This is a genomic window from Salegentibacter sp. BDJ18, from assembly GCF_017579965.1.
In the GTDB taxonomy this organism is placed as follows: domain Bacteria; phylum Bacteroidota; class Bacteroidia; order Flavobacteriales; family Flavobacteriaceae; genus Salegentibacter.
The window spans coordinates 40,594-66,671 of the sequence record NZ_JAFLQX010000018.1 but is presented as its reverse complement, the minus strand read 5'-3'; the positions used below and the strand labels follow the sequence as shown (position 1 = coordinate 66,671).

23 protein-coding genes are annotated in these 26,078 nt (G+C 35.2%); 8 read left to right on the top strand and 15 right to left on the bottom strand.

Annotated features, from left to right (window positions below; genetic code table 11):
* Nucleotides 1–7 precede the first annotated feature (7 nt).
* The 10 genes from J0871_RS10185 to J0871_RS10140 all read right to left on the bottom strand — a co-directional run bounded on the left by J0871_RS10185 (nucleotide 8) and on the right by J0871_RS10140 (nucleotide 10,280).
* A complete protein-coding gene (locus tag J0871_RS10185) occupies nucleotides 8–355 on the bottom strand; it encodes a four helix bundle protein (RefSeq protein WP_208225124.1) in 348 nt (115 codons plus the stop codon).
* A gap of 76 nt (nucleotides 356–431) precedes the next feature.
* The gene (locus J0871_RS10180) at nucleotides 432–1,718 is read right to left on the bottom strand and encodes a nucleotide sugar dehydrogenase (protein ID WP_208225123.1); all 1,287 of its coding nucleotides are present in this window, start codon (nucleotides 1,716–1,718) and stop codon (nucleotides 432–434) included.
* 61 nt (nucleotides 1,719–1,779) lie between these two features.
* Nucleotides 1,780–2,790, bottom strand: a complete 1,011-nt coding sequence (locus J0871_RS10175; protein ID WP_208225122.1) for an SDR family oxidoreductase — start codon at nucleotides 2,788–2,790, stop codon at nucleotides 1,780–1,782.
* A gap of 343 nt (nucleotides 2,791–3,133) precedes the next feature.
* The gene (locus tag J0871_RS10170) at nucleotides 3,134–4,390 is read right to left on the bottom strand and encodes a GTP-binding protein (RefSeq protein WP_208225121.1); all 1,257 of its coding nucleotides are present in this window, start codon (nucleotides 4,388–4,390) and stop codon (nucleotides 3,134–3,136) included.
* 91 nt (nucleotides 4,391–4,481) lie between these two features.
* Nucleotides 4,482–5,387 carry a sulfate adenylyltransferase subunit CysD gene (gene cysD, locus J0871_RS10165; protein ID WP_208225120.1) on the bottom strand — a complete coding sequence of 302 codons (906 nt, stop codon included), beginning with the start codon at nucleotides 5,385–5,387 and terminating at the stop codon, nucleotides 4,482–4,484.
* A gap of 1 nt (nucleotide 5,388) precedes the next feature.
* The gene (gene cysC / locus J0871_RS10160; protein ID WP_208225119.1) at nucleotides 5,389–5,982 is read right to left on the bottom strand and encodes an adenylyl-sulfate kinase; all 594 of its coding nucleotides are present in this window, start codon (nucleotides 5,980–5,982) and stop codon (nucleotides 5,389–5,391) included.
* 133 nt (nucleotides 5,983–6,115) lie between these two features.
* Nucleotides 6,116–6,940, bottom strand: a complete 825-nt coding sequence (gene cysQ, locus J0871_RS10155) for a 3'(2'),5'-bisphosphate nucleotidase CysQ (RefSeq protein WP_208225118.1) — start codon at nucleotides 6,938–6,940, stop codon at nucleotides 6,116–6,118.
* A 285-nt stretch (nucleotides 6,941–7,225) separates the two neighbouring features.
* Nucleotides 7,226–8,098 carry a glucose-1-phosphate thymidylyltransferase RfbA gene (rfbA, locus tag J0871_RS10150; RefSeq protein ID WP_208225117.1) on the bottom strand — a complete coding sequence of 291 codons (873 nt, stop codon included), beginning with the start codon at nucleotides 8,096–8,098 and terminating at the stop codon, nucleotides 7,226–7,228.
* The gene (gene rfbB, locus J0871_RS10145; RefSeq protein ID WP_243870457.1) at nucleotides 8,095–9,144 is read right to left on the bottom strand and encodes a dTDP-glucose 4,6-dehydratase; all 1,050 of its coding nucleotides are present in this window, start codon (nucleotides 9,142–9,144) and stop codon (nucleotides 8,095–8,097) included. Before rfbB ends, rfbA begins: the two co-directional genes overlap by 4 nt.
* Nucleotides 9,145–9,272: 128 nt before the next feature.
* On the bottom strand, nucleotides 9,273–10,280 hold the full coding sequence (locus J0871_RS10140) for a LacI family DNA-binding transcriptional regulator (RefSeq protein ID WP_208225115.1): 1,008 nt from the start codon (nucleotides 10,278–10,280) through the stop codon (nucleotides 9,273–9,275).
* A gap of 229 nt (nucleotides 10,281–10,509) precedes the next feature.
* Here J0871_RS10140 and J0871_RS10135 point away from each other — a divergent pair, with 229 nt between their 5' ends.
* The 4 genes from J0871_RS10135 (at nucleotide 10,510) to J0871_RS10120 (ending at nucleotide 12,621) form a co-directional block, all read left to right on the top strand.
* Nucleotides 10,510–10,659, top strand: a complete 150-nt coding sequence (locus tag J0871_RS10135; RefSeq protein WP_208225114.1) for a hypothetical protein — start codon at nucleotides 10,510–10,512, stop codon at nucleotides 10,657–10,659.
* A 159-nt stretch (nucleotides 10,660–10,818) separates the two neighbouring features.
* Nucleotides 10,819–11,139: a phosphoribosylpyrophosphate synthetase gene (locus J0871_RS10130; RefSeq protein WP_075326524.1), complete on the top strand. Its 321-nt coding sequence runs from the start codon at nucleotides 10,819–10,821 to the stop codon at nucleotides 11,137–11,139.
* Nucleotides 11,140–11,237: 98 nt separating this feature from the next.
* Nucleotides 11,238–11,732, top strand: a complete 495-nt coding sequence (locus J0871_RS10125) for a Dps family protein (RefSeq protein ID WP_208225113.1) — start codon at nucleotides 11,238–11,240, stop codon at nucleotides 11,730–11,732.
* 7 nt (nucleotides 11,733–11,739) lie between these two features.
* The gene (locus tag J0871_RS10120; RefSeq protein WP_208225112.1) at nucleotides 11,740–12,621 is read left to right on the top strand and encodes a mechanosensitive ion channel family protein; all 882 of its coding nucleotides are present in this window, start codon (nucleotides 11,740–11,742) and stop codon (nucleotides 12,619–12,621) included.
* A 305-nt stretch (nucleotides 12,622–12,926) separates the two neighbouring features.
* Here the strand turns inward: J0871_RS10120 and J0871_RS10115 are convergent, their stop codons facing one another.
* Nucleotides 12,927–16,646, bottom strand: a complete 3,720-nt coding sequence (locus J0871_RS10115) for a metallophosphoesterase (protein WP_208225111.1) — start codon at nucleotides 16,644–16,646, stop codon at nucleotides 12,927–12,929.
* A 54-nt stretch (nucleotides 16,647–16,700) separates the two neighbouring features.
* On the opposite strand from J0871_RS10115, the gene J0871_RS10110 reads away from it, so the two are divergent.
* The gene (locus tag J0871_RS10110) at nucleotides 16,701–17,885 is read left to right on the top strand and encodes a Pycsar system effector family protein (RefSeq protein WP_208225110.1); all 1,185 of its coding nucleotides are present in this window, start codon (nucleotides 16,701–16,703) and stop codon (nucleotides 17,883–17,885) included.
* On the opposite strand, the gene J0871_RS10105 is transcribed toward J0871_RS10110, so the two are convergent.
* Complete coding sequence (locus J0871_RS10105) at nucleotides 17,877–20,246, bottom strand: GAF domain-containing protein (RefSeq protein WP_208225109.1); 2,370 nt, start codon at nucleotides 20,244–20,246, stop codon at nucleotides 17,877–17,879. The two genes, J0871_RS10110 and J0871_RS10105, sit on opposite strands and share 9 nt — an antisense overlap.
* A 138-nt stretch (nucleotides 20,247–20,384) precedes the next feature.
* Here J0871_RS10105 and J0871_RS10100 point away from each other — a divergent pair, with 138 nt between their 5' ends.
* Nucleotides 20,385–21,506 (top strand): TlpA disulfide reductase family protein, encoded by a 1,122-nt coding sequence (locus J0871_RS10100; protein WP_208225108.1) that lies wholly within the window; start codon nucleotides 20,385–20,387, stop codon nucleotides 21,504–21,506.
* A 70-nt stretch (nucleotides 21,507–21,576) separates the two neighbouring features.
* Here the strand turns inward: J0871_RS10100 and J0871_RS10095 are convergent, their stop codons facing one another.
* Together J0871_RS10095 and J0871_RS10090 are read right to left on the bottom strand one after the other, a co-directional pair.
* Nucleotides 21,577–22,266 carry an SIMPL domain-containing protein gene (locus J0871_RS10095; protein ID WP_208225107.1) on the bottom strand — a complete coding sequence of 230 codons (690 nt, stop codon included), beginning with the start codon at nucleotides 22,264–22,266 and terminating at the stop codon, nucleotides 21,577–21,579.
* Nucleotides 22,267–22,314: 48 nt separating this feature from the next.
* Nucleotides 22,315–22,962 (bottom strand): rhomboid family intramembrane serine protease, encoded by a 648-nt coding sequence (locus J0871_RS10090; RefSeq protein ID WP_208225106.1) that lies wholly within the window; start codon nucleotides 22,960–22,962, stop codon nucleotides 22,315–22,317.
* A 52-nt stretch (nucleotides 22,963–23,014) separates the two neighbouring features.
* Between J0871_RS10090 and J0871_RS10085 the strand changes: the two genes are divergently transcribed.
* Nucleotides 23,015–23,917, top strand: coding sequence for a lysophospholipid acyltransferase family protein (locus J0871_RS10085; RefSeq protein ID WP_208225105.1), 903 nt, complete (start codon nucleotides 23,015–23,017; stop codon nucleotides 23,915–23,917).
* Here the strand turns inward: J0871_RS10085 and glmM are convergent.
* The gene (glmM, locus tag J0871_RS10080; RefSeq protein ID WP_208225104.1) at nucleotides 23,914–25,299 is read right to left on the bottom strand and encodes a phosphoglucosamine mutase; all 1,386 of its coding nucleotides are present in this window, start codon (nucleotides 25,297–25,299) and stop codon (nucleotides 23,914–23,916) included. The genes J0871_RS10085 and glmM overlap by 4 nt on opposite strands.
* A gap of 186 nt (nucleotides 25,300–25,485) precedes the next feature.
* On the opposite strand from glmM, the gene J0871_RS10075 reads away from it, so the two are divergent.
* Entirely contained in the window at nucleotides 25,486–26,067 is a 582-nt protein-coding gene (locus tag J0871_RS10075; protein WP_208225103.1) for an acyl carrier protein phosphodiesterase, read from the top strand.
* The last annotated feature ends 11 nt before the right edge of the window (nucleotides 26,068–26,078 follow it).

The window sequence follows — 26,078 nt, the reverse complement described above, 5'->3', positions numbered from 1 at the left end:
CACAACATTACTCCTTCAAACTTTGTATTAATTTCAGAATCATTCTTCTGATATATATTATTTTCTCCACAACTTCTGGAGTGTCTTTTATAAACTTCAATCTATATGCAATCTCAAGCTGAGTTTCTATTTCTGCCACGGAACCCAAAGCGATATAAAGAAACCTAATAAATTCCTTTTTACTACTCCTTGCAGCTCCTTCAGAAATATTAGATGGAATGGAAACTGAAGCTCTTCTTATCTGACTCGTTAATCCAAATTTTTCAGAATCCGGAAAATTCTGGCTTAGTTGATAAATATCTATAACCAGGTCAATACTTGTCTTATAAACAGTGAGATCTTTGTGTGATTTCACTATATTAAAATTTAAAGGTTACAAAACTAAATTCTACCACAAGATCACTTCTTTACATCGTCACTCCATCACATCATTACAACTTCTTATCACATCTATCTCCTAGAACACCTTTCACATCATAAACAACGGTATTTCCGTTTTTCAATTGATCAAGATCCAATTCTAAAAATTCTTTATGCGCCACGGCTAAAACCACAGCTTCATATTTTTCGCAAGGTATTTCTTTTACAGTTGTAAGTCCGTATTCGTGTTTAACTTCCTCCGGATTAGCAAGCGGATCATAAATCGTCACATTGGTTCCATACTCCTTCAGGTTCTTTATAACATCTACGACCTTAGTGTTTCTTACATCGGGACAATTCTCCTTAAAGGTGATCCCCATTACAAGAATATTTGCACCTTTGACCTTTTGGTCATTTTGCAACATAAGTTTAACTATTTCTGAAGCTACATATTGCCCCATAGAGTCATTCATTCTCCTCCCTGCTAAGATAATCTCAGGATGGTAACCAATTTCCTGGGCCTTTTGAGCAAGATAATATGGATCTACCCCAATACAATGCCCACCAACAAGTCCGGGTTTGAACGGAAGGAAATTCCATTTGGTACCGGCAGCTTCCAAAACATCTTGGGTATCTATGCCCATCATATTAAAGATCTTTGCAAGCTCGTTTACAAAAGCAATATTAATATCCCTTTGTGAATTCTCTATAACCTTCGCTGCTTCAGCTACTTTAATACTAGGCGCCAGGTGAGTTCCGGCGGTGATTACTTCGGCATAAAGTTCATTAACCTTTTTTCCAATTTCAGGAGTAGAGCCAGCCGTAACTTTTAATATTTTATCAACCGTATGTTCTTTATCTCCCGGGTTTATTCTTTCCGGGGAATAACCCACAAAGAAATCTTCGTTGAATTTCAGCCCACTGTGTTTCTCCAACACCGGAACACACTCATCTTCTGTTACACCTGGATAAACTGTAGATTCATAAATAACTACATCCCCTTTATTAAGGACTTTAGCCACGGTTTCACTGCTTCTATAAAGCGGAGTAAGGTCGGGACGGTTATTTTTGTCTACCGGCGTGGGAACGGTAATAATATAATAATTACAATCTGCGATATCTTCAAGTTCTGTCGAACAATACAGACCATTTTCCTTTTCTAAATTCTCCTTTTCAACCAATGCAGACTGAAGCACACCGTCTTCCACCTCTAAAGTAGAATCATGTCCACTCATTAGTTCTTTCACTCTGGCTTTATTGATATCAAATCCAACTACGGGATATTTAGTTGCAAATAATCTTGCTAAAGGCAAGCCAACATATCCAAGGCCTATAATGGCTAATTTTTTATTGATCATTTTTCAATTATTAATTGGGAATAAAATTGAAGTTTAAATTCATAACTAATTAAGCTTTGATTTATTTTTGAGCATCAGGGTCTAAATTTCTCCAATACCAAGAAACAGCTTCCTTTAAACCATCATCAATTCGGTGACTTGGATTATAGCCCAATAATTCCTTTGCTTTTTCTACCGAAGCTAAAGAATGCGGAATATCCCCAGCTCTATTAGGACCGTGTTTTACTTCAACCTTAGCAATCTCAGGATCAAATTCAGAAAGATGCTTTTTCAATAGTTGAGTAAGTTCTACCAAATTGGTTCTATCCCCAACAGCCGTATTATAAACTTCATTTACGGCTTTTTCATTTTCAGATGTTATTGCCCTTAAATTCATTTGAATTACATTATCAATATAGGTAAAATCACGGGAATAAGTTCCGTCGCCATTTATCACCGGGCTTTCGTGCTTCATAAATTGCATCACGAACTTTGGAATAACGGCGGCATAAGCTCCATTTGGATCCTGCTTTCTTCCGAAAACATTAAAATACCTTAGTCCTATAGTGTCTAATTTATATACCTCCTGAAAAATATCGGCATATAATTCGTTTACATATTTTGTAATTGCGTAGGGTGAAAGTGGCTTCCCTATTTCCTCTTCTACTTTAGGTAGTTTTTCTGAATCTCCATACGTAGAAGAACTTGCAGCATAAACAAATCTTTTTACACCGGCATCTCTAGCAGCCACCAGCATATTTAAAAATCCAGAAATATTAACTTCATTACTGATAATAGGGTCGGCCAAAGACCGCGGTACAGAACCTAAGGCTGCTTCGTGTAATACATAATCTACATTTTCACACGCCTTATGACAAGTTTCAAGGTTACGAATATCCCCTTCAATTAATTGAAAATTCTCGTGATTTTCGAAGGCATCAAGATTATGCTTGTGACCGGTAGCAAAATTATCCAGGCAAACAACTTTAGCATTTAAATTTATCAGGGTTTCACATAGGTTTGAACCTATAAAACCCGCCCCACCAGTCACTAATATTTTTTTTTCTTCTAATCTTTGCTGAAATTCAGTCATTTGAAAAATTAAATTACCTTTTTATCGGCCGCAAAGATAGAATTTCTTTATGAGGCTATTGCTAAAGAAACCTTAAAGCTTTAAAAACGTTAAAAATGTTGTTAATATTAGCAACCAGAATCTTTTTAAGGTTGGCAGCTCCAGCATATTTTTTTCAATTTATAGAAGTATATTATCGAAGACTCCTATTTTTTTATCAATTGCATAAAAATCGTCAGTTCAGACTGCACTCTTCGCTATTTATAAGAAAAGATTGATAATTCACGGCCCTTCAACTTTCAGTAAATCAAAGTACTAGTGAACTTTTTTAAAAAAGTACAAGAGTGAACTGTTTACGGAAACTTTAAACAACCATCCCAGCCGCAACGGTTTCATTTGTATTTTCATCTATTAAAATAATACTTCCTGTATTTCGGTTTTCGCGATAAGTATCCAACATCATCCTTCTGGTAGTTCTTATTTTAACCCTGGCAATATCGCTCATAGCCAGGTCCTGACCAGTCTTATCCCTTTCAAAAGTATTGATGTCCATTTTATATACCACCTCTTTGATTAGTGCACGCTCCTCGTGAGAGGTGTGCACTATTGTATATTTCGCTCTTGGTTTAGCAGAGTCATTATTCAACCAGCATAGCATAACATCAAATTCCTGTTCCATTTCGGGCTGGTTATTTTTTCTCACAATCATATTTCCCCGGCTTACATCTTTATCATCTTCCAGGGTCATTGAAATACTCATGGGTGCATAAGCCTCCTGAACTTCATGCTCCCCGGCATTAATGGATTTGATTTTTGATTGAAAGCCTGATGGCAATACTGCTACTTCATCACCCACCCTATAAATTCCGCTAGCGATTCGCCCGGCATAACCGCGGTAATCCCGGAATTCTTCATTTTGAGGTCTTAAAACAGTTTGTACAGCAAAACGAGCGTCTATTTTATTTATATCACTGCTTATATGAAGGTTTTCCAGCGTGCTTAGCAAAGTACCTTCCTGGTACCAGTCCATATTTTTTGAGCGGTTTACCAAATTATCACCCAAAAGCGCACTAATAGGAATAAAACGAACATCTTTCATCAATAGTTTGGAAGAAAATTCTTCAAACTGTCCTATAATTTTATTATATACCTCTTCTGAATAATCTACCAGGTCCATTTTATTGATGCATACAATAAGATGCGGGATATTCAATAAAGAAGCAATAAAAGAATGGCGCTTGGTTTGCTCAATTACCCCGTGCCGGGCATCTATTAAAATAACCGCGGCATTTGCTGTTGAGGCTCCCGTAACCATATTTCTTGTATACTGAATATGCCCGGGGGTATCCGCAATAATAAATTTTCGCTTGGGTGTGGTAAAATAACGGTAGGCTACATCTATGGTTATACCTTGTTCCCTTTCGTCTCTTAGACCATCGGTAAACAGCGCCATATCAATACCATCATGTCCTTTTTTTGCGCTTGTCGCCGTTATTGAATCAAGTTGATCTTCAAAAATCGACTTGGAATCATATAAAAGCCGCCCGATTAAAGTGCTTTTCCCGTCATCTACACTCCCGGCCGTGGTAAATCTTAAAAGTTGGTTGTTATTTATTTCCATTTTATTTCTAATTAAAGATGTCATCAGTACTTTCTTATGAATGACATATCTGAATAGTTAGACCCTGAAACAAGTTCTGGGTGACGTTTAATTAAAAGTAACCCTGTTTTTTTCTGTCTTCCATTGCAGTTTCAGAACGTTTGTCATCTGAACGATCACCTCGCTCCGTTTTTCGCATTGCAGAAACTTCAAGTGCAATTTTTTCAAGGGTGTCGGCATCAGATTCTATTCCACCAGTAATAGTAATATCTCCCAGGGTTCTAAACCTGATTTTCTTTTTCTCTACTTTTTCTCCTTCTTCCAGCTTTAAATATTCTGAAACAGGAATCCAGGAGTTACTTCTGAAAACAACTTCCCGTTCGTGAGCAAAATACAAAGAAGGAATACTAATATTCTCTCTTTTAATATAGTTCCAAACATCCATTTCAGTCCAGTTACTTATAGGAAAAGCCCTGAAGTGCTCGCCTTCAAAATGCTTTCCATTTAGCAGGTTCCAAAGTTCAGGACGCTGGTTTTTAGGATCCCACTGTCCAAAATCGTCACGATGACTAAAGAAACGTTCTTTGGCCCGTGCTTTTTCTTCATCCCTTCTTCCTCCGCCAATAGCACAGTCTACTTTATTTTCTTCAATAGCGTCAAGTAAAGTGGTGATTTGAAGTGCGTTTCGAGTAGCATTTTTACCTTTTTCTTCGGCAACCCGGCCCTGATCTATAGAATCCTGAACAGAACCCACAATTAATTTTACGCCAAGTTTTTCAACTAAATCATTTCGAAACTGAATGGTTTCCGGAAAATTATGCCCGGTATCTACATGCATTAAAGCAAATGGAATTTTACTGGGATAAAAAGCCTTTTTTGCTAAGTGGGTCACTAAAATTGAATCTTTTCCTCCTGAAAATAAGATTACAGGATTCTCAAACTGTGCCCAAACCTCTCTTAATATATAGATTGCTTCTGACTCTAACTCGTCTAAATAATTTAAATAATATTTGCTCATTTTACTTTAATTCAAGTTTCTTTTGAAGCAGTTTCAAAATTCTTTGAGCTGCTTCTTCCAGATTTTCCTTTTCAGTATTTATTTCAATATCAGGATTCACAGGTTTCTCATATACTGCATCTATTCCCGTAAAATTTTTAATTTCTCCCGCTCTTGCCTTTTTATACAATCCCTTTACATCTCGCTTTTCACAAGTTTCTAAACTTGTATTTACAAAAACCTCTATAAAATCATCCTTTCCAATGATCTCTTTCACCATATCCCTATTAGTTTGTTTCGGACTAATAAAGGAAGCCAACACTACAGAGCCGGAATTAACCAAAATCTTGGCTACTTCAGCTGCCACCCTAAGATTTTCTTCCCTTTCTTTATTGCTAAAATTCAGTTCTTTATTTAATCCTTTTCTTAGACTATCTCCATCTAAAATAAAAGTCCTAACTTTTGCTTCATAAAGTAGTTTCTCAACCATATTTGCCAGGGTGGATTTTCCCGACCCAGATAGGCCAGTAAACCAAACTACTAACGAAGTATGACTATTTAACCTATTACGCTCTTTTCTACCCATGGAAAAATTAAATGTTTGGATATTGCTCATATTATCTTTTCTAAATTTTCAACAGAAAAAACCATTCGATTTCGCCGCTGATTACACTAAATATTTTGTGAAGATAACATAAACGCATTTCCATTACAATTTCCAAAGAACCTGCATTGTTTAATTAAATTTCTTAGGCTAGATTTGAAACTACAAAGGAATTATTCAACAATACTTTTCTATTATAAACCATTTCTTTCCCCGTTTGTTTATCAATTACTTTTAACCCAACAGCTTTGCAAATAGCGTGACCGGCGGCCGTATCCCATTCCATAGTTGGTCCTAACCTTGGATAAACATCTATAAGTCCTTCGGCCATCAGGCAAAATTTAAGAGAACTTCCTTTTGGAATTACATTAACCTGCTGCTCATATTTTTCTTTAATCGATTCAATGAAGCTAAGCGTCTCTTTATTAATATGAGATCTACTCCCTGCCACTTTAATAGTTTTTTCAACAAAACCTGGAGAGATTTCCTGTGCCTTATTTATCAAACCTTCAATATCATTTTCATTATTAATCAGAATCTTAAAAGATTTTTCTTCTTTAACATCCCCATAATAAAGCTCTTTACTTACCGGAATATAGATCACCCCAAAAACCGGCAGGTTATTCTCAACAAGGGCAATATTCACTGTAAATTCACCGCTCTTTTTTATAAATTCTTTGGTACCATCTAATGGATCTACTATCCAGCATTTATTCCATTTTTTTCTTTCAGAAAAAGCAATTTCTTCATTTTCTTCACTGATTATAGGTATCCCAGTAGGTTGTAAATATTTATTTATTATATCATTAGCCGATTTATCAGCGAGTGTCACTGGTGAATCATCATCTTTAAGCTCAACATGAAAATTACCATTTTCGTAAACACTCATTATTTCTAAGCCCGCTTTTACAGCGGCTTTTATTGCCACAAGGAAATCCTGTGAAACATTATTTTGAACTTCGCTATTCATACATTTACTAATTGGCAATACTATAATTACTTCGCAAATATAATATTTCCCATTAGTCTATCGAATTAATAGGGTTTTAAATATTGAAATTTTTAAAATTCTAATTCAAGACTTATTTTCTTTGTGAAATACAATAGAATAAAAGATTTAACTAAATAAAAATCAGAATATCTTAATTGAAAAAGACATAATCAATAGACTTCTATTAGACTAAATGAAGATTTTAAAGGTTTTCTTACAAAAAAAACCAATAGTGCAGGGTAATTCAATATGGCATATACTAGCTCATCTTACCAAATTCAATAAATATTTCCCGTATTCACTTTTCTCAAGCTCCACAGCCAGTTTCTGTAATTGAGCTTTATCTATATACTTTTTTCTGAAAGCGATTTCCTCAGGACAGGCAATTTTTAAACCCTGTCTTTTTTCTATAGTTTGTACAAAATTAGAAGCTTCCAGCATAGAATCATGGGTGCCGGTATCCAGCCAGGCGTAACCGCGGCCCATAATTTCTACCTTTAATTCTTTTTGATCTAAATAAGCCTGATTGATACTCGTGATTTCCAACTCTCCCCTCTCGCTTGGCTCACATTTTTTGGCGATTTCAATAACAGAATTAGGATAAAAGTAGAGTCCGGTTACCGCAAAATGACTTTTGGGTTTTTCCGGTTTTTCTTCTATGCTTAGTGCATTCCCCGTTTCATCAAAATCTACAACCCCATATCTTTTTGGATCATTTACGTAATATCCAAATACAGTAGCCTGGCCCGATTCTTTACAGTTTCTAACCGCATTCTCCAGTAAACCGCTAAATCCCTGCCCGTAAAAGATATTATCTCCTAAAACAAGGCATACGTCCTCGCTTCCTATAAAATTCTCTCCGATAATAAAAGCTTCAGCTAAACCATTTGGTTTTGGTTGCTCCTCATAAGACAAATCAAGCCCCCAGGCTTTTCCATCGCCTAGCAGTTTTTGAAAATTAGGAAGATCTTCGGGAATGGAAATAATAAGGATTTCCCTTATACCCGCCAGCATTAAAACAGACAACGGATAATAAATCATTGGTTTATCATAAACCGCCAGCAATTGTTTTGAAACGCTTTTAGTAAGTGGATATAAGCGTGAACCGGTTCCCCCGGCTAGAATAATTCCTTTCATAAATACTGCTCTTTATAATACTCCTTATAACTTCCCGAACCAACGGATTCTATCCAATCGGGATTATTTAAATACCAAGCTACTGTTTTCATCAAACCTTCTTCAAAAGTTACCGAGGGTTTCCACCCCAGTTCCTTATTAATTTTACTGGCATCAATTGCATAACGTTTATCGTGGCCGGGACGATCTTTGATAAAAGTAATTAAGGCTTCAGATGCTCCTTCACTCCTACCCAGTTTTTTATCCAAAATGCTACATAACAACCTGATTAGATCAATATTCTGCCATTCGTTAAATCCGCCGATATTGTAGGTTTCTTTAATTTTGCCTTTGTGAAATACTAAATCAATAGCCCTGGCGTGATCTATAACATACAACCAATCTCGCGTGTACTTTCCGTCTCCGTAAACCGGTAATGATTTATTCTCAATAATATTATTGATGAATAACGGGATAAGTTTCTCTGGAAATTGATTTGGCCCGTAATTATTGGAGCAATTGGAAATTACATAGGGCAAATTATAAGTCTCTCCATAGGCTCTTACAAAATGATCTGAAGCTGCTTTGGAAGCAGAATAAGGGGAATTTGGCGCATAAGGAGTGGTTTCAGTAAATAAGCCTATTTCTCCAAGAGTGCCGTAAACTTCATCGGTACTTATATGGTAAAATAATTTATCTTCCAGATTTTCTTTCCAGATTCCTAAGGCGGCTTCCATTAAATTTAGAGTGCCGGTAATATTGGTTTCTACGAATATTTTCGGATTGGAAATTGACCGGTCTACGTGAGATTCTGCTGCAAGATGAATTACACTATCAAATTTATATTCCTGAAAAAGCGATTTTACTTTATCAGCATCAGTAATATCAGCTTTTAGGAAATGATAATTTTCGGCATTCTCAATATCTTTAATGTTTTCAAGATTGCCGGCATAGGTTAAGGCATCTAAATTAAAGATCTGATAATTAGGATATTTATTTACAAAAAGACGAACTACATGAGAGCCTATAAAACCGGCACCACCGGTAATAAGAATATTTCTTTTCAAAGATTTCATTTAAAAAAATATAGATTTCTCCTCAAAGATAGTTTTTCTAAGCACTTTTAAAACTGTCTTTCAACCTGTTTTTGACAATAAAACTTCGAAGGTTGGAATCAATTATTATCGAAGAAAGCCTAAAAATCTGTAGATTCTAAATGAATTAATTTAGTATTAATGGTTTTATTTATTGGTTGTTTCCCAGCAATACGATTTTCTATCCTATTCACCAATAAATCTACCGCTTGCTCTCCTATTTCTTCCGGAAATTGCTCTACATAACTTATAGATGGCGTTAAAAAACGCGCTACATCAGCATTTAAAAATCCAATTACTTTTAAATCTTTTGGGATACTAATTTTATTCTCATAAGCCAATCTATAGACCATCATAGTACTCACAAAATCTGTACATAAAATTGCCTCTACCTTATCTTCAACCAGAAGTTTCTGTGTTTTTTCCCTTAAAGAATCAGGTTTTGAAGAATTCGCAATATAAAAATCATCCTGGTTTTTAAGAGCATTTCGGTATCCGGTAATTCTTAGTTTCCCCACACCTAAATGATGTATTGAAGTAGCAATTCCTACTTTTTTAATTCCCCGAGACTGGAGCATACGTGTTGCTTCTTCTAAACTATATTCATCGTCTATACCAATTTTATCTACCTGTAAATCAAGGTTAATCCTATCGTATAAAACCACCGGAATATCATAATCTACAAGATTAAAAAGATGATCGTACTCCTTTTTACGTTGTGTTTCTTCTGAAATTGCTATAAGCACCCCATCTACAAATCCCGAGGTTAGCATTTCTGCAATTTGCTGTTCCCTTTCCAGCTTTTCATTAGAGATATAGGTAATCACCTGTAATCCACTTTTCTGGGCCCTGGCCTCAATACCTAATAGTACATTGGCAAAAAATGTATTTGAAATATTGGGAATAATCACTCCTATAGTTCCACTTTTACTGCTTTTTAAATTTACCGCTACAGGGTTGGGGCGATAATTATGAAGTTTAGCAAGTTCCTTAACACGTTCTGCTGTTTTGGGGCTAATTTCAGGGCTGTCGTGCAAAGCTTTAGAAACCGTAGAAACTGAAACATTAAGTAATTTTGCCAGTTCCTTTAAAGTGATTTTATTTTTCATTTTGCTGAATTCTTAATAATGGAACGCTTTTCCTTTATTTTATTTTAACGAAATCGCTAATTTGCAAATATCCAATAAATTCGTGAGTTAAGAAACCCCTACTTCACAAAAGTTTTATTGAAAGATAAAAAGGTTTTTAAAAATATTTTAAATGTTGATAGAAATCTTACTAACCCGATTCAAAATTGTTTCCTATTTATAAATTTGTTTTTAATTTAAATTTTTATTTATGAAATTCCGTAAATCTTACTGGCTTTACATAATTGCGGCAATTATTACCGTTGTAGGCCTTGTCACTGGGTGGTATTTTTTTCTTCTATTGGTGTTTCCTTTAGGCTTTTTCAACTTCGGAAATAATAAAAATGAAGAAGATAATTGATAGCTGGTAAATCTCTCACACCAAAAATAAATATTCTCGCTGAAGCCTTTAAAAATAAGGCTTCATAAGGAGTTAAACTTATCCTAAACAGCATTTTTAATTTGCATATGAGGGCCTGTAAACGTAATTTAACATTATTAATCAATCAAACAATTTAAGATGAAAGATTACGGAACGCTTTCCCAGGCGATAAACAAATTAAAATTAGAAGAAGGTTACGAACACGATTTCAACCTTCTTGATGAAGAAATAGAGCTTAAATCTAAAGACGAGACTTTTGGAGTAGAAGATTTTGACGTAGATAAAGTATTACGTTTTGAAGGAATGAGTAATCCTGATGATAACGCCATTCTTTACGCTATAACCACCTCTAAAGGTTACAAAGGAGTTTTAGTTGACGGCTATGGAATTTCCAGCGGACAGGTTTCTAAAGAAATGATCGCAAAGCTTGATTTAAAAGATAACCGCCCTATTAATTAAACCTCGTTAAACTTCTATTAAATCAGTCGTTTTTATTGGCTGATCCTTCAAACTATTATATTTTTGTATTGAATTTTTAAAAACCATAAATTAAAACTATGAGCTATTTAGGACTCGATAAAGACAAAACAAGTAAAACTGTAGAGGAATTAAATGTTCTTCTTGCAGATTATCATTTATACTATCAAAAACTTCGCAATTTTCATTGGAATGTAATTGGGAAAAACTTTTTCGATTTACACGAGAAATTTGAAGAATTATACGATGATGCTAAATTGAAAGTAGATGAAATTGCTGAACGTATTCTTACCCTGAGATATACGCCAATTAGTAATTTAACCGATTATCTTGAAGCATCTAACCTAAAGGAATCTAAAGCAGATTTAACCGATTATGAAATGATTGAGACCCTGCTTAAAGATCACGGTACTCTACTAAAACAAATGCGCTCTGTGGTAGAAACTGCAGATAAAGCAGGAGACGAAGGTACCATAGACTTAATTGGTGCTTACATAAGAGAGTTGGAAAAAACCAGCTGGATGTTAGATGCCTGGAAAATGAAAACCACAGATTCTCATAAATCCAGCAAATAAATAAAGATTGGAAGACGAATTTAACCTTAGAGAATCCCTTGAAGGGATCACCGCAAAGTTAGTTAGTTGGCTTGATGCCTTAATTTTAAATCTACCCAACTTCTTACTTGCAATCCTGGTTTTTATAATATTTATTTTCCTGGCTAAATATACCGGCCAGTTATTAAGTAAACTACTGGGAAAACGGGTTAAACAAGATTCTATAAGACAAATAACCGTTAAGGTGAGCAAGGCAATTGTGATCCTTATCGGTTTTTTTATTGCCCTTGGCATTTTAGACCTCAATAAAGTGCTTACTTCGGTGCTTGCCGGTGCAGGGGTTGTTGGTTTAGCTATAGGTTTGGCGCTACAGGGAACCTTAAATAATACATTTTCGGGAATTATTTTAAGTTTTTTACCCGAACTTCAAATTGGCGATTGGATTGAAACTAATAGCTATGCCGGGGAAGTAACCGAAATAAACCTTAGGAATATAGTTGTAAAACAAGCTGATAATAATTACGTGGTAATTCCCAATTCTAAAATTGTAGAAGAACCTTTTAAAAATTTTTCCAGAACCAACCGTTCTCGCGTAATGCTGAATTGCGGTGTGGGTTATTCTTCTAACCTGGAAAAAGTAAAAGAAATGACGATTGAAACTATCTCTAAACATTTCCCTTCTCGTGGAAATGAGCAGGTAGAATTTATGTTTACTGAATTTGGAGATAGTTCCATTAATTTTGTAGTTCGCTTTTGGACTGATGTTAAGAAAAACCGGGACATTTTAGTTGCCCGCGATATTGCTATTATTGAAATTAAGAAAACTTTTGACGAGAATGGTATCAATATTCCATTCCCTATTAGAACTATCGATTTCTCTAATACTTTGAATATGAAAAAACCTGAATAACCTTAACTTTTGAAATCAGTTGCTGCGTTTTTCAATCTTTATTCAAAGATATTTTTCAGGCAAATTGTCCTGGAAATTAAAGGAATAATTTAATTTCCACTTCCCTTCTTAAAGTGAAAATTCTAAACTGAATTAATTTTTGCTAAACCAGAATTATTCACTTGAAAATCATTAAAATATGATTTCTCCATAATTTCATAAATGCCTGAAGTCCAACTGATTTAGACATATAAGTACGCTAAAGCACAAAAAAAAGCTGCCAGGGAATTCCCTGGTAGCTTTTTGCTATTATTCTGTTCAGGCTTTTAGAACTGGAATCCGAAACCAAAAGCGAATCGGTAGCCATCGTCACTTCTAAAGAGGCTAAAGGTTCCATTAACAGCGTCTGCACTGTTTACCCAGAAACCAACTCCATAACTGTCGTGCCATTGGTTACTGTCTTCAAAATCGGCCCAAACCCTACCTAAATCATAGCCTCCAAAAACTCCAATTTGTAAAGGTAAAAACCTGGTGGTAAATTGATCAAAACCATATCTAAGGTCTGCACCGGTTGCAAAAGCACTTTTCCCGGCAAAACGTTGTAATCTATATCCTCTTAATCCACTCTCACCACCTAAATGCGCTGCCTGATAGAATTCATAATCGTCACCCATATTTAAATGCGCCTGAACTCTTGTTTTTAAAACCAGTTTGCGGTTTGTGGTAAGCGCGTTATAAAAACCCCAGTAAGGTTTAAAATATCCATAAACCTGATCGGGATCTGCAGTATTCATTTGACCACCCAAATTAAGTTCAAATTTCATCCCTCTACTCGGGTTTAGGTTATTATCATAACTTTCGTAACGATATAAAGCATCTAATCCCGCAAAATATTTTCTGTCGAAGAACTCTGGATCATCGGTTTCAAAATCTTCAGTAATAAATCTTCCTTCTGTATCTTCAACTTTATTTCCTTCAAAAGTGGCCATATATCTAAATAAGCTACCAAAAGGTGTTTTATTTTCAAACCCTGCCTTTACCCCAAATCGACTTATTTTTACACGGTTGTAGTCAAAATCTAATTCATCATCAAAATTCGGCGTTTGATTTCCGAAGCCAAAAAAGTTCCTGGCAAAATTGGGACTGGTATAATTGGCACCAACTTTTAGATTATAATTTCCAAGAATATGAGCAAATTCACCTTCATAATAAAGATCAAAACCCTGTGTTGCAAAATAATAACCCCCGCCAAAGGTATGCTGGGCGGTAAATGGGTTTCGTTTAAAAGCATTAATGGTATTTACAACTTCAAGTCCAATTTTAAAACCATCATCGGGGTTAAATCCAAAACCGGGTAAAATAGCTCCCGTGGTAAAATTCTTTTTATCCTTGTCGTAAGTATTGATTTCATAATCATCGGTAAACCTAAACTTTGCGCCACCGTCTTCTTCAATGGTATTTGGTTTAGATTTATGATCGTAAATTTTAAGTCGGTTGTTATTATTTATAGTATAAATATCATTATTCTGGCCGCCAATAATCCTTAAGAAAATATAGTTATCACCTTCGCCATCTACCTGAATTTTATCATCATCATCCAGGGCGTATAACCAAATCTCGTCAGTATCTTTTTTATCATAAACCTTATCACTCAAAACATCAGCTCTTTCGCCACCTTTATTTCTACTAATCTTAATACGGGTTTTTCCATCCTTCATTCGGGTAACATCAACAAAATCGTCTTTATCTGTGCCCGTAACAATCGCCAAATCGGCAAAGTGATCGTAATAACGCATCGCAATATCTACAATATTATCCCGTCTCGCTTTTACCTTTTTGATTAGTTCTTTGGTAGTATCATCGTACGTTTCAGGCGGAAGTTTTGCAAAAGCTTCTTCAATAACCGCATCGGTCATATTTTCCTGAATATATTCAGCTTGCTCTCTCCAGGTTTCTTTCCCTACATTCTGAAGCAGGGAACGGTCTAGACCTGTAGCAGAAACATTAAACCATTCTACATTATTAATATCTTCACCGTAAACCGCAAATTGCGAAGCAAAGCCGGTTAAAGCTCTTAACGTGCCAAAAAAGGCACCATCAAAATTAGAAAATACCTGGTCTCTATCTCTGGGAATTGGCTTGAATATACGGTTTCCCTCCTCATCTTCAATTTCAGCCCAGCGCCATTGATCCTGGTGTCTATCCCAATCGCCAATAAGCATATCAAATATCCTGGCTTTTACATAGGCCGGTTCGTCTAAAGAGTATTTTTCATCCCGACGCAACCGATCAAACATCCCAGCGGTACTTTGAATATCGTGATTTGGAGACCCAAAACTCTCGGCACCCAACCAGTGATCTTCAGGACGCTCCTCTATCATATAAATTGCGTCTCCATGTTCTTCGTTATATTTCCCTAATCTAGGTTGCTTAGGTAAATAATAAATTTCGGGATTTGTATGGTGTACTCCAATAGCATCAGCCATAGTAGGGATAGCCAAAAATGCATATGGATGCGCCGCAGTATAAAAATCTGAAATTATATCCTCGGCTACTGTATTTTCTAACTGGGTCTCAATAGGCGTATTTTTAAAGGCAACCGTTTGCAAGAACTGAACAGCCTTCTTTTTTATTCTTCTAAAGTTATATTCCCTATCCAGACTATCTTTCATTCTAATAGAAATAGTTTGGTGACCACCACCGGCTCTCATAGCCGTTAAACCTCCGTAAAGGGTTTCCAAATCTGCGACTTCTAAAGTAATATCTGTACCGTAGAGTTCTCGATATCTCTCTCCCCAAACCGTTCTGTGAACAGAGCCTTTATCGGTTTCATTCTCCGGATAAACCGAGGTGGTTACTGTGTCATCAAATTCTTTCGGAAATTCAGAAATATCAAACTCTTGAGGTGCTTCAAATATTTCTTTCTGAAATAACAGTTTTGGTTTGTTCTCTTCATTTCCATAAAAACTAACCCAGGTTGATCCGTCCTTAAACACATCGTAAACTGCAAAACCCTGTTCAGGATAAGCAAAAACCCCATCGTTACTTAAAGTTGCGTAAGTTGCTTTTGAAGTAGAACCCGAAACAATTTGTTTAATCTTTCCATGTTCTATATACTGTAAAGAGTGTTCATGGCCACTCACAAATATTAACCTGTCAGACTTTTGGCCAAGGGTTTCCAGGCGTTTAACTAAAGATTTATAACGTTCGTTTTGAGCATCCTGGATTGAAACACCACCCGTGGTTCTAATTAAAGTAGCCAAAGAACCTAAAATTGGTATAGGAATTTTCTTTTGTGAAGGATAAATGTGCCGATTAAAATTATACTGCCCCCCGTGAATTCCATTGGTGAATAAAGGATGGTGAAGCGCTACAATAATATTCTTATTCTGGCTTTTTTTAAATTCTGTTTCTATTTCAAGAAACAATGCCTCGCGGGTTTTAATTTCGGCACAATCGTCATTTATCGTTGGGCTTTTATCCCAGTCTTCAAGGTACCATTGAGAATCTATAACTATTAGGGTAATTTCGTCCCCAATATCCATAATTTCCAGACCGCAACCTGCTTTTGGGCTCCAAATTAAGTCTTCTCCAAACTTCTCTTTTAAATACTCCTCTTCCCTTTCCAGCCCATCAATACGCTCATTATACCAATCGTGGTTACCGGGAATAAAGAGTACATTCCCATCATAATCTTCAATAGCGTCTAACTGAGCATCTATTCTATACTCTGCAGCCTCTCTATCGGGGTGACCTTCTTCAGGCATTCCGTCAGGATAAATATTATCTCCCAGGAAAATGGTATAATTATCTGATTGTTTTACAGAATCCAGGTAGCTTTTAAAAGCAATAAGACCTTTAGAGCTTCCACCAATTGGCGAGTAACCACCGTCTCCTAATAAATAAAAAGACTTTTCAATTTCTTTATCTTGAGGATATCCAAAATTGGAAGTAGGTTCTCCTTCGCGGTATTTAGGATCTGATGAAACACACGAAAAAATCACTAACAGGGCGGTTAGTGACATAAAGAAGTTAGTTTTTTTCATAAATGGTATTGAACATTTTTTGTACTTTGGCGAAACAAAAACAAGCTAAAATATATGAATAATCTCATTGAGAAAGCAGATGATTTTGTTTTAAATCTTTTCAAAGAAAAATTACCGAACACGTATATATACCATAATTACAAGCATACAGAACGGGTGGTTAAAAGTACTAAAGAATTAATTGCCAATTCTGAAATTAATGTTAAACAAGAGGAGGCGTTGTTGCTTGCAGCCTGGTTACACGATACCGGCTACACCCGCACTTTTAAGGGTCATGAAGATGAAAGTATAAAAATTGCTGAAGACTTTTTGAAGCAAAATAATGCTACACCAGAGCTCATAAAAGACGTTCTACAATATATTAATGCCACAAAATTTGAATCTAAACCGGAAACTCTCCCCGAGAAAATTATAAGGGATGCAGACTCGTCTCATTTTGCTAAAGAGTATTTTGAAGAAACCAGCGAACTGCTAAGGCAGGAATTAGAACTTCATAATATTAAGAATTTTACTACCGGTGAATGGATACAGGAGAACATACGAATGTTCACTGAAAAGCACCAATTTTATACCAATTATGCTATTGAAGAATGGGGCCCAAAAAAGGAAGAAAACCTCCTGGAGCTCATTGCCGATAAGAATAAGCAAGAAAAGAAATTAAAGAAAGAAGAAGCTAAAGCGCGTATGAAGGCGCGTTATAAAAATGATAATCCTGAAAGGAGTATCCAAACGCTTTTTAGGGTAACGCTTAGAAACCACATAAAATTAAGTGATATTGCCGATACTAAAGCCAACATCTTACTTTCGGTAAATGCGATAATTATTTCCCTGGCGCTTGCTAATATGATTCCTAAATTAGACGCGGCCAGTAATAAACACCTACTTATACCAACCTTAATCCTTATTTTGTTTAGTGTGGCATCAATAATACTTTCGGTATTATCTACCCGGCCGCAGGTAACCAGTGGAGAATTTACCAAAGAACAGGTTAAAAACAGGGAAGTAAACCTTCTCTTCTTTGGGAATAGCCATAAAATGCCTTTTGAACAGTTTAAATGGGGTATGAAGGAAATTATTAAAGATAAAAATTATGTCTACGAATCTTTAATGTTAGACCTTCACCTGCTGGGTAAAGTCTTACATAGAAAGTATAAAATTCTAAGAATAACTTATACCGTATTTATGATAGGGATTATCGTTTCGGTAATCGCTTTTGTGAGCGCTTTTTACCTAATGTAATTCTTCCATTAAATTTTCATAAGTAATCGTTCTATCAGGTTCATTGCTATCTGGGGTATATAAAACATTTATCCTAATAGCTTTGAGCCCTACTACTCCCTGCACATCTTCAAGCTCAAGTAGTTCCAGGTCTTCACCCAAATAATTCTTGGTTTGCAGGTATTTTATATATCTTAAATATTCCTTTTCATCGCCTCGCTGGCTATATACAATTGCAATTTTTCCTTTTTGGGTTATGCGCTCTTCGGTTCCTTTTATAAAAGATTTATCTATTCGTTTTTTAATAATTTCATAGCGCGCATTGTAGGTGCCATCTACATCAAATTTCTTTTCATCCATCCTGTATCTAATAGACATGGTAGAATTATAAACCAGGATTAATGAAGCGGCTTCAAGCTTAATTGGCGTAGTTTGCTGCAACTGGTAAAATCGGTTTTCCATTTCGCACATAGTGCTCAATTGCCACAGCCTAAGATTATATAAATACACCTTATTAAAAGGTCTTTCTTTTACCATAGAAGCACCAATATAAATATTGTGGTCTACTCCATCGGTTTTATAACGTTCAAAATAATGCGGATAAATCTTTTGCGCAGCAATTTGTTTTCTGTCTAAAAATCGTGACATAGTGCGATTAATTTGCTGCACGGTTTCATCGTAATTTTTTCGATGATCATAAATTATTCCTGTTTCAGGATTAAGTTGATTTTGATATTCTTCAACCGCTTTTTTCAATTCAGAAGATTGCTTACTTAAATGACTCATAATAGGATTCACCTCCTTCTGAAGCAAATTAAAAACCTTTTGTTCACTGGAAGCATTCAGGCTACTTTCCAGCTCGTCCATAAAATCTGAAATTCTAAATTTAACCTGTTCATAAATAGGAAGTTCCTCTATTTTGTAAGCTTTATCAATTATAGACTGAATAATTTTTAATTGATGAAGCAAATCTTTTTGAATGGCATCATTTCGCGCATCAGAAGAAGCCACCACGTCTATTTGGCCATATAAAGGATAAATATCTTTAAAAACAATGTCTTTAAAGGAAGCCAATCCATCATCATCATAATCTCTAATATATTTTTTGGCTTCTTTTTCAAAAACCCAAAGCACACTTGGGTGTATAGAAGTACATTCACTTTGGATCACAGCCTTTACCCTATTTTCAAAATCGCTGCGATTTCTATCTACCGCAGTAGCTATATAAGGGAGAATTTCATCTAATTTAATAGTATTAATACTATTAAGCTGGTTCTTTTTCTTCGCCACCAACTCCAGGATTCCCAGCAATCGATTATTTTTAACTACCGGGGCCAGAATACAACTTTTTACGTCACCTTCTTTTAATCTTCTGGAAAGGATATTATTTTTCGTTTTTTTGGCATACTCATCTACGTTAGCAATGCTAAAAAAACTGTGATTTTTAAAAATATTATTGAAACCTTCTTCGCAAACGCCTTTCTTACATTCACTTACCAATTCATCATTTAAAATATAACTGTTGGCTTCTTTATATTCCATCTTTTCGAACATTTCGTCTTGCGGATTATAAACGGTAAAACCTACCCGAAGATCAGGGATTTTGTAGATAGACCTAAAAATTTCCTCCAATTTCTGAAGTTCATCTTTTTCTGAAGATTTTTCAAAAAGTAAAGCAGTTTTTAATTCAGATATTGCATCATCCATCGTAACATCGGTAAGATTTACGATAGTAAAACCCTTAAATACCCAACTATTAGGTGGAAATTTTTTACGCCATAAATCTATATCCTCAACATTTTGCAGCAGTTCGTCTACATCTTCATCTGTAATTTTCTTCGCATTTTCTTTGGGGTAGATATCAATAAAATCTCCGTTTAATGCAATACGGTATCGCCTGGTTATACCCTGTTCATCTGGGATATCAAAATATAGGGGGCGGGAATAATCTATTTTATACCCGTAGTAATCGTTTAAAATGTTAATGCATTCCTGCACATATACACTTTTGTTATCCAGATTTCTTATTTCAAGTTCAAAATCGTCTGGAGTATCCTCCATTATTTTCTTTAATCGCTTAGACCTGTTAAATAAGAAATTTTGAAATGGAATAGAAGCCGCTTTAATTTCGTTATTGGTAAGTACATTTGGAAAAAGATCGTCCAACAATACCCTTACCGGCTCTTTGTAATTTTTTAGCTCTTCAAAATCTTTAATCCCTTCGGTTAAAGCAGGAAAAGCCTCCACATGCTCAAGAATACTTTTTATATAATTCCGGGAAATCTCATTTTCTTCAAACTCGAGCTGTTTTTTATACTGCTCAACAACTTTATGAAAACTAATTTGAATCTCAAAAGGTAAATTTTGTTTCTGTTCTTTCATAAATAAGTAATATCTGTTAAAATTACATATTCCGCAAGGCTTACAAATCTACAGAGTTTAAATTAACAATTTTTTATAAAATTTGGAAGGTATTGCCATGACAGATGCTTATTTTTGCTTTAAAATAAACCAATTTTTATGCGTAAAATTATAGTAATGCTGGCGGTTGCAACCGTATTTGCCTCTTGCCAGGAAGATAAAGGATATTTTATTTCTGGAAGCGCTCCAGAAATGGAAAACGGAAAGATGATTTATGTTTCTGAAATTGACGAAAACACCAATCGTCCCAAAAGAATTGATTCTACCTCTCTGGAAAATGGCGAATTTGAATTAGATCTTGAAGATCCAGAAACTCCAAATTTAAGCTTTCTTGAATTTGAAGGTATACAAGGCAATGTGATATTTATTGCTGAAAATGAAAAAATAAACTTCAAAGTTTATAAAGATAGCATAAGAGCTTCTGAAGTAAATGGTGGAAAAGAAAACCGTTTATTGTATGAGTATTTAGGGCATCTTAAGAATATAAACGAAAAAGTAACTAAAGGTCGTAACGCCATGCGAACAGCTTTCCAGGAGCAAGACAGTACTAAACTTGCAACCTTACAGGAAACTGAAACTGAAATTATAGATAACGATAAGGTTTATAAGAAAAAGGTGGTTCAGGAAAATCCCGATTCATTTGTTTCAATAATGGTGATTAGCGATATGCTTAGAATGAAATCGTACCCAACAAACGAAATAAAAGAAATGTTTGATGGCCTTTCTGAAGAAATTCAAAATACTGCCATTGGAAAACAAATTGGTCAAAATCTTGAAAAAGAAAGTAAAGTTGCGGTTGGTAGCAAAGCTCCTAATTTCACAGCTCCAACTCCAGGTGGTGACGAACTTTCTTTAAAAGACGCGATGGGAAAAGTAACGGTAATAGATTTTTGGGCGGCCTGGTGTAAACCCTGCCGTGTAGAAAATCCTAACCTTGTAAGAACTTATAATAAATATAAAGATGATGGCCTTAGTGTTATTGGTGTTTCTTTAGATCGTCCTGGCCAAAAAGACCGTTGGATAAAAGCTATTGAAGAAGATGGATTGCCATGGCACCAGGTTTCTAATCTTCAGTTCTGGCAGGATCCTGTTGCTCAACTTTATGGGATTAAAGCAATTCCCGCAGCTTTTGTTTTAGATGAAGAAGGTACTATTGTTGCCCGTGACCTTAGAGGTGACGATTTAGATAATAAAATTGGAGAATTACTTAACAAAGGATAGTATTTCAGTTTTCAACAGATAAAAAAAAGCGCCGTAGTGGCGCTTTTTTTATTTAGCAGTTATTGAGATTCTATTCCATAAGTAACTGAAAAGAAACATTTACATCTATGCTTATTTCCATTTCACCGGGTGCCATCGTTTCCTGGTTAGAAGCTTCATCTGCAGAACCTTTTATTCTCATAGCACCATAAACCGGCTGGTAATTATTACTACTCCCCTCACTAATCTTATAAGCTTTTCCTACGGTTTGGCCCAAAGGTTTTGCAAGTGCTTCAGCTTTCTCCTTAGCATTTAATACCGCTTTTCTTCTGGCTTCAGCCTTATGTTTTTCAATCTCTGAAGATTCAAATTCAATTCCATTAATTCCGTTAAGGCCATTCTCCAGCAAACCTTTCATTATAGATTCATATTTGCTAATATCTTCCAAAGTAATTGAAATTGCCTGATTAGCTACATAGGTATAGGTTTTATCATTGTAATTATAGCGCTTATTTAAATTCATATAATTAGTATTGATATTTTTTTCGGCAATTCCTTCAGATTTTAGGTATTTAATTACTTTATTCACCACTTCATCATTTTGAGATTTTACTGAAGTAGCACTTTGGCCTTCGTGTTCAATTTGGGATTTTATAGTTACCTTATCGGGTGCTACTTTTACGACTCCTTCGCCGGTAACATGAATTCCGGGATTTGTATCATTTTGAGCTTGCATTCCAAAGCCGGTAATTACGGCCATAAGTAAGATTATTTTTTTCATAGGTGATTTATTATTAGTTGAAAGGGCTAATACAATAAGAGTACCAAATTATATTTTTCCCATTTTTTGCATCACAAATAAGAAAACAATGGGAAGCGCAAGCAATAATACCATTAGTAAATGTTCTTCAAAAACCCAACTGGCTAGCAAAAGAGTTAATAAATATCCGCCTACAGCACCGCCAAAATGGGCATCGTGACCAATATTACCAACCTGGCGCTTCATCCCGTAAATGGTATAAAACAAATAGCCTATTCCAAAAATATATGCCGGGATAGGAATAATAAAAAATAAGCCCAGCATCATATCTGGCCTTAAGAGAATAGCTGAATACAAGACGCCCATCACCGCGCCACTTGCGCCAACAGCCGTATAATGCATATCTTTTTTATGAAAATAATATGAAAGTAAATTCCCTAAAACCAAACTGGCAAGGTAAACAATTATAAAACCTCCTGTTCCCAGAAAAAAGATAACCGAATTGGCAAAAAAATACAAGGTTAGCATATTCACCAAAAGGTGTGTAGTATTTACATGCAAAAAACCTGAAGTAAGAATTTGATATTTGGCGCCGCGATTAATATCGGCAATATTAAATTTATATTTCTGAAAAAAAGAATCGTCTTTAAATCCTTTGAATGAAACCAACACATTTACACCAATAATTATAAGGGTAACCAGGTTTAATTCTCCCATAGTAGCTTTAGTTTAGTGCCAAATATACCATATATTTGCTGAAAATTATTTTATGCAGGCTGTAGTTTTTTGGTTGGCTTACCCGCTACTTTGGCTAATTTCTATTCTTCCTTTTCCTCTTTTCTACCTGGTTTCAGATGTGGTTTACTTTATTGTTTATTACCTAATAGGATACCGTAAAAAAACGGTAACTAATAATTTAAAACTTGTTTTGCCTGAAAAATCTACTGAAGAAATCATTAAAATAAGAAAGAAATTCTATTCACATATGTGTGATATGTTTCTGGAAATGATAAAAAGTATTTCTATCTCTGAAGAGGAATTAAAAAAACGATTTGTTTACACCAATCTTGAAGAGCTTAGGCGAATAGAAAAACTAGACAAAAGTATTATGCTTATGTGTGGGCACTATGCCAGTTTTGAGTGGCTTTTTGCACTACAACTGCACGATCTTAAACACAGCGCATTTGGCATTTATAAAAAAATTAGAAATCCCGGTTTTGACAAACTGATTAATGATATAAGAAGACGGTTTGGCGCCGAACTAATACAAAATTCTAAAGCAAGTTTGCGAATAGCAAATAATCAAAAAGAAGGTATTCGAGGGGCTTATGCTATGATAGCCGATCAATCTCCCAGAACATCCAGTTATAAATTCTGGACAGATTTTATGGGAAAAAAAGTTCCTTTTTATACAGGTTCTGAAAGAATAGCCACAGAATTTGATATGGTGGTATTATATCTCCATGTAGAAAAAGTAAAAAGAGGCCATTATAAGGCCTCTTTAATTAATATTTCTGATAATCCTGCTGAAACTAAAAACAATCAAATAACCTTAGATTACATTCAGCATTTGGAAAAACAAATTCGGGAAAAACCAGAGTTCTATCTCTGGACGCACAAGCGTTGGAAACATGTGGGAAAAGAAATTCCCGAAAATGCTGTTGTTCGCTAAGCTATAATTTTCTCGATTTCTTTAATCATATCCTCAGCTAGTGCATCAGCTTTCGCCTGAGATTTTGCTTCGGTATAAATTCTTATAATTGGCTCTGTGTTCGATTTTCTTAAATGTACCCAGTTTTCAGGAAAATCTATTTTTACTCCGTCTACGGTTGAAACTTCTTCATTTTTATACTTTTCTTCCATAGTCTTTAAAATACTGTCCACATCAATTTCTGGTGTCAACTGAATTTTATTTTTGCTCATAAAATAAGCGGTATATTCCTTGCGCAATTCAGAAACACTTATATTTTTTTCGGCTAAATGGGTTAAAAACAATCCAACTCCAACAAGGCTATCACGGCCATAATGAGATTCAGGATAGATAATTCCACCATTTCCTTCCCCGCCAATTACTGCATTAGAATCTTTCATTAGTTTAACAACGTTCACTTCTCCCACGGCACTGGCTTTATATTCCCCACCGTGTTTTTTAGTCACATCGCTAAGCGCCCGAGACGATGATAAATTACTTACGGTATTCCCCGGTGTTTTAGATAAAACATAATCGGCACAAGCTACCAACGTATACTCTTCGCCAAACATTTCGCCATTTTCATCAATAAAAGCAAGCCTATCTACATCTGGATCTACCACAATTCCAAAATCGGCTTTTTCTTTTTTCACCAAGTCACAAATATCGGCAAGGTGTTCTTTTAAAGGCTCTGGATTATGCGGAAAATGCCCGTTTGGCTCACAATAAAGTTCTACTACCTCAACACCCATTTTCTTTAAAAGCTGTGGGATAACGATTCCTCCACTAGAATTCACTCCATCAACTACCACTTTAAAATCGGCTTTTTTAATTTTTTCGGCATCCACAAGTTTAAGTTTCAACACCTCTTCTATATGGATATCCATATAATTATCTTTCCGGGTGATGGAACCAAGATCATCAACTTCAGAAAAATTAAAATTATCCTGCTCGGCGTATTCCAGAATTTTAGCACCCTCTGCCCCATCCAGAAATTCTCCTTTACTATTTAATAATTTAAGGGCGTTCCATTGTTTGGGATTATGGCTTGCTGTTAAGATAATTCCTCCGTCTGCATTTTCTAAAGGCACGGCTATTTCTACGGTTGGCGTTGTTGAAAGGTCTATATCTATCACGTCTATTCCTAAACCGGTAAGAGTATTCATTGTTAAATCCTGCACCATTTTCCCTGAGATCCTGGCGTCCCGACCTACAACTACTTTTAATTTTTTATCTTCTGAATTATTCTTTAGCCAGGTTCCGTAAGCAGCGGCAAATTTTACGGTATCTATAGGAGTTAGATTATCTCCGGTTCTTCCGCCTATTGTACCACGTATTCCTGAAATTGATTTTATTAAACTCATAAGTTTATTTTATTAAATGTTTTTTAATAGTGAACCGCCAGGGACGAGCTCAAAGTGTTTTATTTCTAGATAAATAAATCTCTATTATCGAGTAAAATTTTAACAAATATACAAGGCACAGACAGGTAGCGCCAAAACTTAACAAAAATTAAACAGGAAACTACGGGATTTACGTAACTTTCAAAGATGAATTTCTTAGCACACATATATCTTTCGGGCGATAATACACAACTAAAAATCGGTAATTTTATTGCAGATTCGGTGAAAGGTAAACAGTATTTAGATTTTCCGCTGGAAATTCAAAAAGGAATCGTCCTCCACCGTGCAATTGATACTTTTACAGATACCCATCCTATTGTAAGTAAAAGTGTAGAGCGTTTATTTGATCGTTACGGCCATTACAGTCGGGTTATTGTAGATATATTATATGATCATTTTCTAGCCGCAAACTGGAAAGAATATTGTGAGATTCCGCTGAAAGAATATACCGAAGATTTTTATAAACTTTTAGAGGAAAATTTTGAAGTTTTACCAAAAACGGTTCAAAATTTTCTTCCATATATGGTGGCCGATAACTGGCTTTACAATTACCGAGAAATAGAAGGAATAGAAAAAATTCTTTTTCAAATGAACCGAAGGATTAAATATCGAGCTAAAATGCACCTGGCAGTAGAAGAACTAAGAGAGTTTTATGAAGAATTTGGAAATGAATTTAGGATGTTTTTTGAAGAGCTAAGGACTTATGTGAAATCTGAAATTAACACATAAAAAAAGAAGAG